The sequence below is a fragment of the Microbulbifer discodermiae genome, assembly GCF_040742695.1.
Classification (GTDB): domain Bacteria; phylum Pseudomonadota; class Gammaproteobacteria; order Pseudomonadales; family Cellvibrionaceae; genus Microbulbifer.
Map to the genome: position 1 here is coordinate 54,034 of NZ_JBFLAB010000001.1, position 16,831 is coordinate 70,864.

General features: G+C 62.2%; 14 protein-coding genes. All 14 read right to left on the reverse strand.

The annotated features are described in order from the left end of the window. Positions 1–262: 262 nt before the first annotated feature. Complete coding sequence (gene ftsZ, locus AB1S50_RS00185) at positions 263–1,474, reverse strand: cell division protein FtsZ (protein WP_367148342.1); 1,212 nt, start codon at positions 1,472–1,474, stop codon at positions 263–265. A 95-nt stretch (positions 1,475–1,569) separates the two neighbouring features. After that, positions 1,570–2,805, reverse strand: coding sequence for a cell division protein FtsA (ftsA, locus tag AB1S50_RS00190; RefSeq protein WP_367148343.1), 1,236 nt, complete (start codon positions 2,803–2,805; stop codon positions 1,570–1,572). A 219-nt stretch (positions 2,806–3,024) separates the two neighbouring features. Then, complete coding sequence (locus AB1S50_RS00195) at positions 3,025–3,753, reverse strand: cell division protein FtsQ/DivIB (protein ID WP_367148432.1); 729 nt, start codon at positions 3,751–3,753, stop codon at positions 3,025–3,027. 94 nt (positions 3,754–3,847) lie between these two features. Continuing rightward, a complete protein-coding gene (gene murC / locus AB1S50_RS00200; RefSeq protein WP_367148344.1) occupies positions 3,848–5,305 on the reverse strand; it encodes a UDP-N-acetylmuramate--L-alanine ligase in 1,458 nt (485 codons plus the stop codon). A 2-nt stretch (positions 5,306–5,307) separates the two neighbouring features. Continuing rightward, a complete protein-coding gene (murG, locus tag AB1S50_RS00205) occupies positions 5,308–6,447 on the reverse strand; it encodes an undecaprenyldiphospho-muramoylpentapeptide beta-N-acetylglucosaminyltransferase (protein WP_367148345.1) in 1,140 nt (379 codons plus the stop codon). Beyond that, positions 6,444–7,670 (reverse strand): putative lipid II flippase FtsW, encoded by a 1,227-nt coding sequence (gene ftsW / locus AB1S50_RS00210; RefSeq protein WP_367148346.1) that lies wholly within the window; start codon positions 7,668–7,670, stop codon positions 6,444–6,446. Before ftsW ends, murG begins: the two co-directional genes overlap by 4 nt. Then, on the reverse strand, positions 7,667–9,052 hold the full coding sequence (gene murD / locus AB1S50_RS00215; RefSeq protein WP_367148347.1) for a UDP-N-acetylmuramoyl-L-alanine--D-glutamate ligase: 1,386 nt from the start codon (positions 9,050–9,052) through the stop codon (positions 7,667–7,669). The genes ftsW and murD overlap by 4 nt, the downstream gene beginning before the upstream one ends. Before the next feature lie 7 nt (positions 9,053–9,059). Beyond that, positions 9,060–10,145, reverse strand: coding sequence for a phospho-N-acetylmuramoyl-pentapeptide-transferase (gene mraY / locus AB1S50_RS00220; RefSeq protein ID WP_367148348.1), 1,086 nt, complete (start codon positions 10,143–10,145; stop codon positions 9,060–9,062). Beyond that, complete coding sequence (locus AB1S50_RS00225) at positions 10,145–11,530, reverse strand: UDP-N-acetylmuramoyl-tripeptide--D-alanyl-D-alanine ligase (protein WP_367148349.1); 1,386 nt, start codon at positions 11,528–11,530, stop codon at positions 10,145–10,147. The genes mraY and AB1S50_RS00225 overlap by 1 nt, the downstream gene beginning before the upstream one ends. Then, positions 11,527–13,044, reverse strand: a complete 1,518-nt coding sequence (locus tag AB1S50_RS00230) for a UDP-N-acetylmuramoyl-L-alanyl-D-glutamate--2,6-diaminopimelate ligase (protein ID WP_367148350.1) — start codon at positions 13,042–13,044, stop codon at positions 11,527–11,529. Before AB1S50_RS00230 ends, AB1S50_RS00225 begins: the two co-directional genes overlap by 4 nt. Continuing rightward, positions 13,041–14,804: a peptidoglycan D,D-transpeptidase FtsI family protein gene (locus AB1S50_RS00235; RefSeq protein WP_367148351.1), complete on the reverse strand. Its 1,764-nt coding sequence runs from the start codon at positions 14,802–14,804 to the stop codon at positions 13,041–13,043. The genes AB1S50_RS00230 and AB1S50_RS00235 overlap by 4 nt, the downstream gene beginning before the upstream one ends. A gap of 25 nt (positions 14,805–14,829) precedes the next feature. Continuing rightward, on the reverse strand, positions 14,830–15,105 hold the full coding sequence (gene ftsL, locus AB1S50_RS00240) for a cell division protein FtsL (RefSeq protein WP_367148352.1): 276 nt from the start codon (positions 15,103–15,105) through the stop codon (positions 14,830–14,832). Continuing rightward, on the reverse strand, positions 15,102–16,028 hold the full coding sequence (gene rsmH / locus AB1S50_RS00245; RefSeq protein ID WP_367148353.1) for a 16S rRNA (cytosine(1402)-N(4))-methyltransferase RsmH: 927 nt from the start codon (positions 16,026–16,028) through the stop codon (positions 15,102–15,104). Before rsmH ends, ftsL begins: the two co-directional genes overlap by 4 nt. 18 nt (positions 16,029–16,046) lie before the next feature. Next, positions 16,047–16,490 (reverse strand): division/cell wall cluster transcriptional repressor MraZ, encoded by a 444-nt coding sequence (mraZ, locus tag AB1S50_RS00250; protein ID WP_367148354.1) that lies wholly within the window; start codon positions 16,488–16,490, stop codon positions 16,047–16,049. Positions 16,491–16,831: the final 341 nt, after the last annotated feature.

Genomic DNA, 16,831 nt, shown 5'->3' on the forward strand with positions numbered 1-16,831 from the left:
GCACCTGCTAATCCAGCATAGCCACACAAAAACTGCGGCGCCAACCGGTCAAACTGCATCTATGATAGGGCCACAGAGGCGGGTTGAGCAGTCATCATCCCTGTCGCCCGGATAAACCGGGCACAGGCCCGGTCTCCGGCAGCGACGGCCGGACTGGCCGGTCGCTGTACTGAGCGCCACCGAGACAGCTGCCGGCCCCGGGGAGCCGGCCGGCATGAGCGGTGCTGTTGCCGTCTCTAAGTGACGCCGGGACCTGACTTGACTAGTCCACCTGTTGGCGCAGGAAGGCCGGAATATCCAGATACCGCAGATCGGGATCATCCGGGTCATTGAGAGACGGCGCTGGGCGCTTGGGGCGCTCGCTCTCCGCACGGGTCCGGGTGTCGGCACTTTCCCGCACGCCGAGAGAGGCGCGAGCACTCTGACCTTCGCGGGTCTCGCGAAGTTCCCCGCGACGACCGGTTTCCACCAATTTGGCCGGCCGCGGCGCCTGCTGAACACCATCGCCGAGCCCGGCGGCCACCACGGTAACGCGCATCTCGTCACCCAGCTTGTCATCCACGGCGGTACCTATGACGACGGTGGCGTCATCCGAGGCGATTTCCTGCACTATCTCGCCCACCTCGGAGTATTCCCCCAGGGTCAGCTCCTGACAGCCACTCTCCTCACTGCCGGTGATGATGTTGACCAGAATACCCCGCGCTCCCTGCAGATTGACATTGTCCAGCAGGGGACTGCGCACGGCCTTTTCCGCCGCTTCGCGGGCGCGGCTCTCTCCCACCGCGGCACCGGAACCCATCATCGCCATGCCCATCTCGGACATCACGGTGCGCACATCGGCGAAGTCCACGTTCATGATGCCGGGCCGGATCATCAGGTCGGCGATACCCTGCACCGCACCCAGCAGCACATTGTCCGCTTCGCTGTAGGCGGCCTTCATGGTGATCTTGGTTCCCAACACCTCCAGCAGGCGGTCGTTGGGGATGGTGATCAGGGAGTCCACCTTGTCGCGCAGTTCCAGGATGCCCTCTTCGGCCACCTGCCCGCGTTTGCGCCCCTCGATCTTGAACGGGCGGGTCACCACCGCCACGGTCAGGATACCCAGGTCTTTGGCGATCTCGGCGACGACGGGCGCCCCGCCGGTACCGGTGCCGCCGCCCATGCCCGCGGTGATAAACACCATATCCGCGCCCTGCAGAACCTCGGCGATACGCTCCCGGTCCTCCAGCGCCGACTGGCGCCCCACATCTGGGTTGGCGCCGGCGCCCAGACCGCGGGTGATGTTATTGCCCAATTGCAGAATGGTGCGCGCCTGAACATCTTTGAGCGCCTGGGCGTCGGTGTTGGCGCAGATAAAATCCACGCCCTCCACCTCGCTGACGATCATATGTTTGACTGCGTTACCTCCGCCACCGCCAACACCAATTACTTTGATGACAGGCTTGTCCTGTACGCTGTCCACTAGTTCGAACATTGCTGTTCCCCTTTTCTTGCTCATGCCAAATTCTTTCTTCAGTCCTTGATATTCAGCGCCGCGACACAGCGACCGCAGCGCCGATCTCAACTCGTTTACAAATTGCCCCGGAACCAGTGCTTCACCTTGTCCCACCACTGGTTCTCGCCGTGTGTCGGTGTCCGGCCGCCCGCCTCAACCCCTTCGTGCTGCATGGCGTGCATCAGTAAACCGACCCCGGTGGAATAAATCGGATTGCTGACTATGTCCGTCAGCCCCGCGATACCCTGCGGCACTGCGAGCCGCACGGGCATGTGGAAAATCTCCTCCGCCAGCTCGACCGCCCCCTCCATCTTTGACGAGCCGCCGGTGAGCACCACGCCCGCCGCACACAAATCCTCGAAACCGCTGCGGCGCAGTTCCGCCTGTACCAGGGTAAAGAGTTCGTCGTAACGGGGCTCCACCACTTCCGCCAGTGCCTGGCGGGACAGGTCCCGCGGCGCCCGGTCGCCGACACTGGGTACCTTGATGGTCTCCCCTTCGCCGGCCAGCTTCGCCAGCGCGCAGGCGTATTTGATTTTCAGGTCCTCGGCGTGGGGAGTCGGGGTGCGCAGTGCCATGGCAATATCATTGGTCACCTGGTCGCCCGCGATGGGGATCACACCCGTGTGGCGAATGGCACCGCCGGTGAAGACGGCGATATCGGTGGTGCCTCCACCAATATCCACCATGCACACACCCAGCTCTTTCTCATCGTCCGTCAGTACCGAGTGGCTGGAGGCCAGCTGCTCGAGAATGACATCCTCCACTTCAAGGCCACAGCGGCGAATACACTTTTCGATATTCTGCGCGGCATTTACCGCGCCGCTCACCAGGTGTACCTTGGCTTCCAGGCGCACACCAGACATGCCCAGGGGTTCTTTCACCCCCTCCTGGTTGTCGATCAGGAATTCCTGCGGCAATGTGTGCAGAATTTTCTGGTCCGCCGGAATCGCCACCGCGCGCGCTGCGTCAATTACCCGGTCCAGGTCCTGCTGGGTCACCTCCCGGTCTTTGATCGCCACTATGCCGTGGGAATTGAGACTGCGGATATGGCTGCCGGCGATGCCCGCATAAACCGAGTGAATTTCACAGCCGGCCATCAGCTCAGCTTCTTCCACCGCGCGCTGAATCGACTGCACGGTGGACTCGATGTTCACCACCACACCTTTTTTCATTCCAGTGGATCGATGGGAACCTATACCGACCACATTCAGCTCCCCATTGCCGGAAACTTCACCGACAATAGCGACCACCTTTGATGTGCCGATATCGAGACCAACGATCATGCGCTGATCAGTTGCTTGCGTCATCTTTTTGCCAACCTCGCTGAACTGTACTCAGAACCGCATTTCCAATTCCGGCTTGGGCCCAAGCTCTGTGCCCGCCATTACCAAATCGATCGCCAAACGGTCCCTGAAAGATTGCTGAAAACTACTTTTCCAACAGCCTGCCAAAAAACCTGTTTGACACCAGCTTAACCAATGCTCATCCCTGCCTCTGCGCCCGGGCCGACACCAACCCCCAGTGGGTTACTGCTCTTTCCGCTCTCTCCACTGCACCGCCACAGCGTTGCTATAGCGGGTATCCACCCGCGCAACCTTTGCCAGGTAGGGAGCCAATACGCCGCGGCTCAAGTTGAGAAAGCGGTTGATCCGCTCCAACAACTCATCGTGCCCCAGATACAACTCAATGCCGGACACCAGTTCCAGCTGCCATCCGGCCAGGTCGTCAAACGTCAACCGTTTCACTTCCATATCCCGTGCGGTCAGCAGCCCCGCAAGTGCCTGGTACTGCGACATAATCTGCTCAACCAGCTCCTCGTCACCGGCCAGTTCCGGCAGCCGCCCGGTGACCATGCCCGGCGGCCGCGGCAGCAATGCGCCGCTGGCCACCAGCAGCTGGTCGCCGCCCCACACCGCCAGGGGCCGCGCCTCCTGCACCACCACCTCGACGCCGCGGGGCCAGCGGCGACTGACCGATGCCGCGGTGATCCAGGGGTGCCGCAGCAAGGCGGCCCGCATCCCCTGAATGTCCACCGAGAAGAAACCCCGCCCCAGGAACGGCAGTAGCATCTCCTCGATCTCGCGCTGGGAAACCGCGCGAAACGGCCCCCTCACCTCTACCTGCTCCAGCGCTTTCGCCCCGACCAGTCCGCCGATCGGAAGTTGACGCCAGCCCTGCAGGCCTGCATAACCGACACCGGCGACGAGAGCGACCAACGCAACCGCCAACAAAAGCAACTTTGGCACCCGGCCCATACCGGTATGCCCTTGCTTTTCAGGGCGGCGACTCGCTCCCCGCCCCCGCGTTTTTTTGACGGCCGCCTTCTTACCCGGCGAATTCGCCACCCGCTTAACCGTCATTGTCTCCCAGCCGCCACTCGGCGAGCTTCTGTGCCAGAGCGCCGACGTTGCCGGCCCCCTGTGTCAGCACTATGTCCCCGGGTTCTAACAAGTCCGCAAGGATCGGCGGCACCTGCTCGATCACTTCGGCAAAAATCGGGTCCACCTGACCGCGATTGCGCAGGCTGCGCGCCAGGGTGCGACCGTCGGCACCGGGGATCGGCGCTTCGCCAGCGCTGTAAACATCCAACAGCACCAGCTTGTCCACCTGCGACAGCACCTGTACAAAATCCTCGAATAAATCCCGTGTACGGGTGTAACGGTGCGGCTGGTAGATCATCACCAGACGTCGCTCCGGCCAGCCGTCGCGCACCGCCTGTATGGTGGCCGCCACCTCGCGCGGATGGTGACCATAGTCATCCACCAGCATCACCTTGTGCGCCCCGTCGATGTCGCTAACCGCGTAATGGCCGTAGATCTGAAAGCGGCGCCCCACACCCTGGAAGCTCCGCAGGCCCTCCTTGATGGCCTCGTCGCTGACACCCTCTTCAGTGGCCACCGCAATCGCCGCGGTCGCATTGAGCACATTGTGGATACCCGGCGTCTGCACGCACACTTCCAATAGATCGCCGCCGGGTCGCTGCACCTTAAAATGGCTGCGCAGCGGTTCCTGATTCACATTCAGAATCCGGTAGTCGTTGCCCTCCTCAAAACCGTAAGTGGAGACAGGGCGGGAAAATTGCGGTATCACCGCGCGCACATGGGGATCGTCACCACAAGCCACCACCAGGCCGTAAAACGGCAGATTGTGTACAAAGTCGACGAAGATCTGCTTTACCTTCTCGAAGTCACCTCCATAGGTCTCCATATGATCCATGTCGATATTGGTGACCACAGTGACCATGGGCTGCAAATGCAGGAAAGATGCATCGCTCTCATCCGCTTCCGCAATCAGGTAACGGCTGGCTCCAAGGGCGGCATTGGCCCCGGCCGCATTGACCAGCCCGCCGATAACAAAGGTGGGATCCTTCTTGTCGGCGGCAAAAATAGAGGCGATCAGGCTGGTGGTGGTGGTCTTGCCGTGGGTCCCCGCCACGGCGATGCCATAGCGGTAACGCATCAGCTCACCGAGCATCTCCGCCCGGGGCACCACGGGTATGCGGTTTTCCCGCGCGGCCACCAGTTCCGCATTGTCCTCGTGCACAGCGGATGAATTCACCACCACATCCACGCCTTGAATATTCTCGGCCGCATGGCCGATCTGCACCGCGACGCCCAGCTTGCGCAAGCGCTCGGTCACCGATGAGGTGCGCAAATCCGAGCCCGACACTTCATAGCCCTGGTTCTGCAGCACTTCGGCTATGCCGCTCATACCGGCACCGCCAATACCGATAAAATGAATGCGGCGGATACGGCGCATCGCCGGCACCCTGTAGCCGTTTTTCTCCACCGGCACTTGCAAAGACATATTCAAATCACCTCCCCGCGCCCGGTCGCACCCAGCCCCAGGACTTCAGCACAATTCGCCAACACCTGTTCGGTGGCATCCGGCCTGGCGACACTTCTCGCCGCCCGCGCCATTTGCAGCAGTTCTTCCGGCTGTGCGAAAAGCTGCTGTAACTTCACTGCAAGTTTCTCCGCACTCAGCGCGTCCTGCGGCATCACCAGGGCGCCACCGGCACGCTGCAGCCAATCGCCATTTTTTTTCTGGTGGTCGTCGATCGCGAAGGGGAAAGGCACCATGATTGCCCCGACACCCGCTGCGGCGATTTCCGACACCGTCAGCGCCCCTGCGCGACAGATAACCAGATCGGCCTGACCATAGGCCCGGGCCATATCGGTAATAAACGGCACCACTTCCGCCTCCACCCCCAGCTTGCGATAGGTGGCGGCGGCGATATCCAGGTGACGCTGACCCGCCTGGTGGACAATATGGGGGCGAATAGCTTCCTCCAGTAGCGCTATGGCCTGGGGGACCACTTCATTGATCGCCAAAGCACCCAGGCTTCCCCCCAGTACCAGCAGGCGGGGATGGGACCCTGTCCCGATCCGCTGCTCCGGCGCCGGTAGCTGCGCGATTTCCGCGCGCACCGGGTTGCCCACCTGCCGCCCCTTGCGCAGGCCGCTGGGAAATGCCTCCAGAACCCGGGTCGCCAGCGGGGCCAGCAGGCGATTGGTGGTGCCGGCCACGGCATTCTGTTCATGTATGACCAGGGGTATGCCGCGCAGCCGCGCAGCCACCCCGCCCGGTCCCGTGGCAAAACCGCCGAATCCCAGCACCGCGTCCGGGTTAACTTTCTTCACTAAAGCCATTGCCTGACCCAGTGCCCGGGCAATCTGCAGCGGCGCTCTCAACAGTGCCAGCTTGCCCTTGCCCCGCACACCCTCAACAGCAATGGTGTGCAGCTGTATACCCGCATCCGGGACCAGCTGTGCCTCTATGCCGCCCTGTGTACCCAGCCATTCGACCCGCGCGCCTCTCTGTTCCAGTGCACGGGCAACTGCCAGTGCGGGAAACACATGGCCGCCGGTACCGCCGGCCATCAACAGAAATTTGCGCCCCGCAAAAAGCCCTTCGTCCGGTACCGCACTGCGATTCGTCATCATCATGCGGCCTCCCCTTCCAGTTGCCGGTCACCCAACTGCACTGGATTGACGATCGGCAGCGGGCGGGCCACACCCTTGGGCGATTTTTTCCCGGCGGCGGATTGGGAGACTTCCATCTGTACCCGCAGTGCCAATGCAAACAGTGCGCAGCAAACCACCAGACTGCTTCCGCCCGAACTGACAAACGGCAGGGTCAACCCCTTGGTGGGCAGGAGGCCCGACGCCACCCCCATATTGACGAACGCCTGGCTCGCCAGCAGTACGGCAATACCAAACGCCAGCAGTGCGGGAAATATCTCCCCCCGATCCAGTGCACTGCGAACCAGGCGCAGCAGTGACCAGGTGAGCAGGGCGAACAGGGAGATCACCAGCAGGCCCCCGGCCAGGCCCCATTCCTCGGACAAAATTGCAAAGATAAAATCCGTGTGGGCCTCGGGCAGGTAAAACAGCTTCTGCACACTGTTCCCCAACCCGACGCCAAACCACTCGCCGCGGCCAAAGGCGATTAACGACTGGGTCAGCTGGTAGCCGCTGGCAAACTGATCGCGCCACGGATCCAGAAATGTGGTCAGGCGCTGCAGGCGATAGGGACTCACCAGTGCCATAACCACCAGTGCACCGGCGGCCAGCCCCACCAGTGCGAAGGTGTGGGGCAGCCGCGCCCCGGCCAGGAACACCATCGCCAGTGCGGTTCCCGAAATCACCACCACCGAGCCGAAATCCGGCTGCAACAGCAGCAGCGCAGCCACCCAGGCGAGAATGACCACCGGCACCATAAAACTGCTCCAGTGGCGCAGGCGCTGATTGCGGCGAGTGAGGAAACTGGCAAAGAAAATCAGCATACAGAATTTGGCCACTTCCGCCGGTTGCACTGTGACCGGACCGAACATCAACCAGCGGCGGCTGCCGTTTACCTCGCGGCCAATACCGGGGATTAACACCAGCAGCAACAGCAGGCAGGAAAAAAACAACAGCGGCCAGGAGAGCCGCGACCAGACCGACAGGGGAATCTGACTGACAATGGCCGCCACAGCGATGCCCAGCGACAAAAATATCAGGTGCCGCTTGAGGAAAAACCAGGGATCGTCGTAGACGTCGGCCGCAAATGCGATTGAAGCCGACGCCACCATCACTATGCCGATGCTGGCGAGCGCAAGCACACAAAACAGCAAAATCGCTACGGACTGCTGACCGCCCTGGGGCAAAATTCCCTGCCGCCAACTCACGGCGCACCTCCCGCGGGAGCCGTGTCCATAAGGGCGGTGACGGCGCGGCGAAAATCCTCACCCCGCTCTTCGAAATTGCGATACCTATCGAAGCTGGCACAGGCGGGGGAGAGCAGCACATAATCCCCGGCCCGCGCCTGTGCGTAGGCTTTCGCAACCGCATCCTCCATGGAGTGCGCGCGCAGCAGCGGGCATTTGCCGGCGAATACACTGGCAATTTTTTCTCCGTCGGCCCCAGTGCACACCAGGGCCCGCAGCTTGCCGGCACTTTTGGCCATGGGCGAGAAATCGGCACCTTTGCCGTCGCCTCCCGCAATCAATACCACCTTGCGCCGCCCGTCGGCCAACCCCTCCACCGCGGCGCAGGCCGCGCCCACATTGGTTCCCTTGGAATCGTTGACGAATACCACCTGTTCCAGATCCGCAACCCTTTCGCAGCGATGAGCCAGGCCGTTAAAACGGCGCAGCACACTGAGCATCGGCTCGAACGCCAACCCCAGCGCATTTCCCAGGGCCAGGGCCGCCAGGGCGTTGGCGACATTGTGTCGCCCCACCAGCGCCAGCTCAGAGACCGGCATCAAGGGCTCTGTACCCTGCACCAGCCATTCCTGTCCGCCCCTGTGTTCGATCCCGAACTGGTGCAGGTCCGGCTTGTCCAGACCGAAACTCCACTCGCGCATATGAGTGTTCAGCGGAGCCCGCGTGAGGGAATCCGCCCGATTGATTACCACCTGCCCAGCGTGCCGGTATATGCGCTGCTTGGCACTGTGGTAAGCGGCCATGTCCGCATAGCGATCCATATGATCCGCGCTGAGGTTAAGGATCGTCGCCACGTCGGGCGCCAGGGAAAAAGTGGTTTCCAACTGAAAACTGGACAACTCGAGAACGAACAGCTGTGGCAACGGCTGCTCCAGCATATCCAGCACCGGCACGCCGATATTGCCGCCGACACCTACCCTTGTCCCCGCCTCCGCGGCCATCATGCCGAGCAGGGTTGTGACGGTGCTCTTGCCGTTGGAACCGGTAATGGCGGCGATTTGCGGCTTCTGTGCCAGTCCGTCCAGTTCCCGCGCAAACAGCTCTATGTCACCGACAATGGGAATCCCGGCTCCGGCCGCCTGGACCAGCGCCGGTTGGCTCAACGCCACACCGGGGCTGGCGATAATCTCACTTGCGGACAGCAGGGTTGCCGGGTCCAGTGGACCCGTCTGCAGTGTCAACTGGGGAAACTGACGGCGGAAAGCCTCGAGCCCCGGCGGCTGACTGCGGCTGTCCACAACCACGGGTGTGTGACCGCCGCGCAGCAGGTAGCGCACCACCGAAACGCCCGTAGCGCCGATGCCGATTACCACCTTTTTTTGCGAAGTCGCGATCAGTGCCATAATTTTGTCAACGCAGTTTCAGCGTCGCCAGCCCCGCCAGTACCAGTACCACCGTGATAATCCAGAACCGCACTATGACGCGCGGTTCCGGCCAACCCTTCAATTCAAAATGATGGTGCAGAGGCGCCATGCGAAAAACTCTCTTCCCGGTCAGCTTGAATGAAGCCACCTGTATAATCACCGACACCGTCTCGGTGACAAAGACGCCGCCCATGATGAACAGCACTATCTCGTGACGGGTGATGACCGCGATAATTCCCAATGCAGCCCCCAGCGCCAAAGCGCCGACGTCACCCATAAATACCTGCGCCGGATAGGTGTTGAACCACAGGAAACCCAACCCGGCACCGCCCAGCGCAGCGCAGAACACCGCCAGCTCACCGGCCCCGGGGATCGACGGAATGTGCAGATAGCTGGCGAATTCCACATGCCCAACGAGATAAGCGATGATGCCCAGTGCCCCGCCCACCATGACCGTTGGCATTATGGCGAGGCCGTCCAGGCCGTCGGTTAGGTTGACTGCGTTACTGCAACCGACCACGACGAAATAGGTCAGCAGGATAAAAAACACCGGCCCCAGGTTGATGGCAACATCCTTGAAAAAGGGCACGAACAACTGGGTTTCCGCCGGAATGGTCGCGCTGAAATACAGATAAAGAGCTGCGCCCAAACCCGCCACCGACTGCCAGAAATACTTCCAGCGCGCAATCAGCCCTCGGGGGTTTTTCTCCACGACTTTTTTGTAATCGTCCACAAAGCCCACGGCACCAAAGACAAAAGTGACAAACAGTGTGACCCACACATAGCGATTGGTGAGATCGGACCACAGCAGGGCCGCGGAAAAAATCGCAGCCAGAATTAATGTACCGCCCATGGTTGGGGTGCCGGACTTGCTCAGATGGGTTTGTGGCCCGTCGTCGCGCACGGCCTGGCCCACTTGCAGCTGGTTCAGCCAGTGAATCATGTGCGGTCCCACCAGCAGCGAAATTCCAAGCGCGGTGAGCACGCTCAGAATTGCCCGCATGGTGAGATAGTTGAACACCGCAAAGGTGCTCACATGTTGCTGCAGAAGTTCTGCCAGCCAGAGCAGCATCAGTTGTATCCTCCACCTTCACCGGTGTCAGTCAACGCCCGCACCACCAGCTCCATATGTGCGCTGCGCGAGCCTTTCACCAGTACCGTGGTGTTTTCATCCAGTTCATTTTTCAACGCCGCAACCAGTGCCTGGTGCGCGCGGAAGTTGTGCAGCGGCTGGGCGGCGCTGCGGCCGAAGGCCTCGCTGGCCGCCACACCCAAAGGCCCCAGTGTGTAGAGTGCATCCAGCCCCCGCTGGCGCGCCAGCTCGCCCACCTCCCGATGCATGGCTTCCGCATCCGCACCGAGTTCCGCCATGTCTCCCAGGGCCAGAATTTTTCTGCCGCTGCGTTGCGCCAGCAGTTCGATAGCCGCCGACACTGAGCCCGGATTGGCGTTGTAGCTGTCGTCGATCACCGTAATACCCTTCCAGCCCCGCATTACCTGCAGCCGCCCTTCCACCGCCCCGGCCTGCGCCAGGCCCCCGGCAATTTCAGCCGCCGGAATTCCCGCCGCGCGGGCACAGCCAGCAGCAATAAGGGCGTTGTGCACCATATGCTCACCCAGCATCTGCAGCTTGACCGGGTGCGCCAGTTCGTCGACAACCAGGTCGAAACCCACCCGCCCCTCATCGTCCAGGGCAATATTGTCGGCGTGCACCGCGCAGTCCCGCCCCAGCCCAACCCGGAGCACCTGAACCCCCGGCGGCATCCGCTCCAGCCAGTAGCCGGCATAGTGCTCATCCGCGTTGACCACCGCCGTCGCACCCGCTCCCAGGCCGGTATAAATTTCCCCCTTGGCGGCGGCGATCCCGGCCACCGAACCGAAACCCTCCACATGCGCCGGCATTACGTTGTTGACCGCCGCGATCGTCGGCCCGCCGATGCCGCAGAGATAACCGATATCGTCCGGCCCATTGGCGCCCATCTCCAAAATCAGCACCTGGTCGTCGGGGGTCAATCCGAACAGGGTCAGGGGCACGCCGATATGATTGTTCAGATTTCCCCGCGTGACGCAGACCTGGTGACGGCGGGAAAAAATTGCCGCGAGCATCGCCTTCACCGAGGTTTTGCCGCAGGAGCCGGTAATTGCAATGACCGGACCCGAAAACTGTTCCCGGCACAGCCGGCCTATCTGCCCCAGCGCAATGGTGGTGTCAGCCACTTTCCACTGGGGCAGGTTCGAAGCATGAATCTCCCGCTCGACCACCGCGCCGAGTACCGAACCCTCCAGTTCGGCGACAAAATCGTGTGCGTCGAAATTTTCACCCACCAGGGCCACGAACAGGGACTGTGGATCCAGGTTGCGGGTGTCGGTACACACGCGATCAAAGGTGACGGAACCATTGATCAGCTCGCCGCCAAATCGCTGCTGCAGCTGCTGCAGGGAAATCGGGCTGATCACGGCGCCGCCTCCGTACCGCCCTCTGTACCCGTCTGTGCCACGCGCCGCTGCAGTGCCGCCGCGGCCTGCTCGCGGTCGCAGAAATGAATCCTCTCCGCACCGATGATCTGGTAGTTCTCGTGCCCCTTGCCGGCAATCAGGACAATATCGCCCGGCTCTGCCGCCGCCACAGCACGATCGATGGCGCGCCCGCGATCCTCCTCTACCTGGATATTGCTGGCAGCGCCCTCCAGCACATCCGCAATGATTTTCTGCGGGTCCTCATTGCGGGGATTGTCACTGGTGACAATGGCGTAATCCGCCATTTCCGAAGCGATGCGCCCCATGGGTGCGCGCTTGCCACTGTCCCGGTCGCCACCACAGCCAAACACGCACCAAAGTCTGCCTTTGCAGTAGGGCCGCGCGGCGGCGAGTGCGGCGCGCAACGCTTCCGGGGTATGCGCATAGTCCACCAGTACGCTGATGTCCTCCGCTCCCTGCACCCGGACCCGCTCCATGCGGCCGGGAACCGCCGCGATAGTCGGGAAGGCCGCGAGAATATCGGCGAACGGCATGCCTCCTGCGGCAGCGGCAGCCACCACAGCCAACGCGTTGTGGATGTTGAAGTCGCCGATCAGCGGCGCCCGCAACTCACCACTGCCCCAGGGCGTGGTCAACTGCACGGAAAAACCGCTGTCGTGACGCCGCAGGTCTGTCGCGTGCAAATCACCCGCCTGCAGACCGTAGGTCAGCACCTTGAGCCCGCGCAGCTTGCAGCGCTCCGCCAGCTGGGCGCCGAAGGGGTCGTCGAGATTGATAATGCCGCGCTTCAACTGGGGCAGGCCAAACAGCTTTTCTTTCGCCGCACCATAGGCCGCCATGGTGCCGTGGTAATCGAGGTGATCCCGCGACAGGTTGGTAAAGATCGCCGTATCGAACACCAATCCGTGCACACGCCCCTGGGACAGCGCGTGGGACGATACTTCCATCGCCGCAGCCCTGACGCCGAGGTCGCGAAAGGCCGCATAGTCCGCCTGTAAATGCACCGGGTCCGGTGTGGTCAGGCCGGTTTCCCGCAGCTCGATACGGCCGTCCCGCCACACGCCGTTGCCCACGGTACCCATGACACCGGCACTGCCGAAATGCTGCGCCAGCAATTGGGCGGTGAGATAAGCGCAGGTGGATTTGCCGTTGGTGCCGGTCACCCCCACCAGGTAGATGGCGCCGGTGGGATGGTCGTAAAAACGCGCGGCAATCTCGCCGACACGCTTCGCCAGCCCGGGTACCACAACCACCTGAACCCCCGCGCGGGTCTCAGTGCTCAGAGCGTCGCCATCGGCCAGTACGGCGGCGGCGCCGGCTTCGATAGCCGCGTCGATAAACTGCCGGCCATCGACGATGCTGCCGCGCAGCGCCATAAACAAATCGCCGGGCTGCACCTGACCGCTGTGCAGGGCGACACCGGAAACCTCGACCTCGGGAATGCCCGCGTAACCGGGGACCAGTTGTATGAGAGAAACCCTGCGCTGACTCACGATTTACTACCTCTTTCGCTCAACTGCACTGCCAGCTGTTGTTCCGCGGGGGGCACCTGCGTAGGCGGCACCTGCAACAGGCGCATGGCACCCGCCATCACTGCTCCAAACACCGGCGCCGCCACTTCACCGCCATAGTATTTGGCGTGTGTCGGCTCATCGATCACCACCACCGCCGCCAGGCGGGGGCGCTCCGCGGGGATAAAACCCGCGAACACCGACCGGTAGCGATTATCCGCATAGCCCTGGCGACCGACCTTGTGCACCGTGCCGGTTTTGCCGGCGACCTTATAGCCCTGGACCGCCGCCTGCTTGCCGGTACCCCGCGCGCTGACAACAGTCTCCAGCATGGCCGTAACCTCCCCGGCCAGGTCCGCCTCCACCACCCGCTCACTGGCCGACGCCGTTTTGTCACTGCCCAAAACCAGGGAAACCGGGCGTTTGAGCCCGGCGTTGGCAAAGACACTGTATGCGCGGGCCAGTTGCACCCCGTTGACGGTCAACCCGTAACCAAAGGCAAAATTGGCCCGTTCAATGGGCCGCCATCGGCTGCGGGTGGGCAATATACCCGACGCCTCCCCGGGAAAGCCGCTGCCCAGCGCCTGCCCGAGACCGAGGCGGGCAAAGAGTTCGCGCAACTTGTCTGGCTGCAGGTCCAGGGCAATCTTGGTAATACCCACCTGGCTCGACTTGGTAATCACGCTGGTCAGGTCCAGCCTGCCGTAATTGACCGGATCCAACAGGGTCTTTCCCGGCAGTCGCACATAGCCGGGATTGGTGTCGATTGCCGTATGGGGCTGGTAGCGGCCGGTTTCCAGCGCCGCCAGGGCCGTCAGGGGCTTGACTGCCGAACCCGGCTCGAACTGGTCGATCAGGGCCCGATTGCGCATTGCCGCCGGTCCGACACCGATACGGTTATTGGGGTTGAACGAAGGCTGGTTGGCCATGGCCAGCACGTCGCCGCTGCGGGTATCGAGGATCACCATAAAACCGGATGCGGCATCATTTGCAGCGACGGCCCGCTTCAACTCCCGATAGGCGAGATACTGCAGGCGCATATCGATGCTGAGTTTGAGGTCGCGGCCGGGGCGGGCTTCCTGTTGAGTGGCCAGATCCTGGACGGTGCGCCCCTTGAGATCCTTGACCACCTGCTGGCGTCCCGGCTTACCTGTGAGCCAGTCGTCATAGGCCAGTTCAAGCCCCTCCTGGCCGCGATCGTCGATATTGGTAAAGCCCACCAGCTGCGCCACCACCTCGCCGGCGGGATAGAAACGGCGGTATTCCTTCTTGCTGTAAACACCCGCTATGTGCAGGCCCAGGACCTTTTCCGCCTGCTCCGGTGCCATGTGACGGCGCAGGTATACGAACTCTTTACCGCGGTAACGCTGCAGGCGCTCGGCCAGGGCGGAGGGCTCCATCGCCAGTGCTACTGCCAGCTGCCGCAGCTGGTCCGGCCCTGACTCGCGCAGCAGCGCCGGGTTGGCCCAGAGGCTCTGCACCGGGGTGCTCACCGCCAGCAGTTCGCCATTGCGGTCCAGAATCGAACCCCGGTAAGCGGCAATTTCTTCCGTGCGGATGGTGCGCGCACGGCCCTGGTCCTGCAGGAAGCGGTAACCCCGCTCCTCTTCCGGCAGTACCTGGAGGCGCGCCAGATGAAAGATCAGCGACAGGGCGAACAAACACAGCAGCAGAGCCACCAGCGCAAAGCGCCAGCGGGCGATACCCTGCATTGATCTCTGTTGTTTTTTTACAGCGCCCATGAAACTCCCTGTTCGCCTTATAAAACTATTGCCCGGTGACCATGACCCGCTCCTCGGGAGCCGGCACATGCATATTCAGCTTTGTCCGCGCCACCTTTTCGATGCGGCTGTATGCCGACCAGGCGCCCTTTTCCAGCAGCAGGCGCTCCTGTTCGGTGCGCAGCTGGTCGCGCATCTTCTGTGCGGCTCCCAATTGCGCGGTCAGCTCGCGACTGCGCTGCGTGCTGTGCACCACCGCCAGTGAGGACCCAAGCACCGCCAGCCACAATGCGCACAGGAGCAGCAGACCGGCCCGCTTCATACCAGTTTCTCCGCCACCCGCATCACCGCGCTGCGGGCGCGCAGATTCTCGTCCAGCTCCACATCGCCCGCCTTCACCGCCTTGCCCAGGGGGCGCAGGGATCTGTCGATCTGGCTCTCCATCACGGGCAGGCCCCGCGGCAGCTGCGGACCCCGCGCCCGGTCGCGCACAAAGCGCTTCACCATACGGTCCTCCAGCGAGTGAAAGCTGATCACCACCAGCCTGCCACCGGGCGCCAGCAAGTCGACCGACCGGCCCAGCGCCTGCTCCAGGTCCCTGAGCTCTCCATTGATATGAATCCGGATGGCCTGAAACACCCGTGTGGCCGGATGTTTACCTTTTTCCCAGGCCGGATTGGCCGCCTTGACCACTGAGGCCAGATCGAGGGTGCGTTCGAAGGGTCTCTCGGCCCGGCGGCGTACGATTGCCGCGGCCATTCGCCTGGCGAACCGCTCCTCGCCATACTCCTTAAAAACCCGCGCCAGCTCAGCTTCGGATTCGGTATTCACCCACTCCGCCGCACTGACGCCGCTACCGCTATCCATGCGCATATCCAACGGGCCGTCCTGGGTAAAGCTGAAACCCCGCTCGGCCTGGTCCAACTGGGGCGACGAGACGCCCAGGTCCAGCAAAATACCTGTCACCCGGCCGGGCCGGACTTCCGCAGCCCTATCCATGTCGGCGAATGAGCCGTGCCAGACCGCGAAACGGGGCTCGGCTGCAAAACGCTCCCTGGCGTAGGTCACCGCCTGCGGATCCTTGTCCACAGCCACCAGCCGCCCGCCCTCGTTGAGGCGCTGGAGGATCAGGGCACTGTGCCCTCCGCGGCCAAAGGTACCGTCGATGTAAAAGCCGCCCGGATCAGTGACCAGGGCATCGACGGCCTCGTGCAACAACACACTGCGATGCAAACCCTGGGACACCCGGGCCTTCTCCTTCGTCTACAGCGAGAGCGAAGCCATCTCCTCCGGCACATCACCCTCACCTTCGCTACTGTCGAGCCAGTCCATCCAGCGGTCCTCGCTCCACAACTCCAACTTCTTGCCCTGCCCCACCAACATCAGTTTCTTTTCCAGACCGGCGTATTCGCGCAGGGTCGGCGGGACCAGTACCCGCCCGCTGGCGTCCACCTGCAGCTCGCAGGCATAGCCGATCAACAGCCTCTGGGCACGGCGCGCCACCTTGTTAAAACTGGACAGCGCTTCAATCTTTGGCAGAATTTCACGCCACTGGGGCTCCGGGTAAACCAGCAGGCAGCGTTCCTCTGTGTGCGCTGTGACCACCAGCCGCCCGGCACAATCCTCCCGCAGCGTGTCGCGAACGCGCGCCGGTATCGCCAGACGCCCCTTGGCGTCCATATTGATGGCGTGGCTGCCTAGATACACTACTCTTCCCGGTTGACTGCTACCGCCTCGAAACAGACGCGACAGTGGTCGGAAAACTGCGGATAAAAATCAATGTCGCGCCATGCAGATAACCACCAATTAGCACTTACGCGCCACCGATACCCACAAAATCCCACTTTTCCCCACTTTCGACACTATAAATCTGACCGGCTCAAAGTCAAGGAAATAGACCGGGAAAAACCGACTGGGTACCAGTATCTACGGGGGTTTCAGGTGCTCGGCGGGCGTAGAAAGTGCATTTTTTAACCAGGCAAAACTGCCACTGAAGCAAGTGCTTACTTATAGAAGCTAAGAGTCTACTTTAAGTTCCTTGGGGCAGC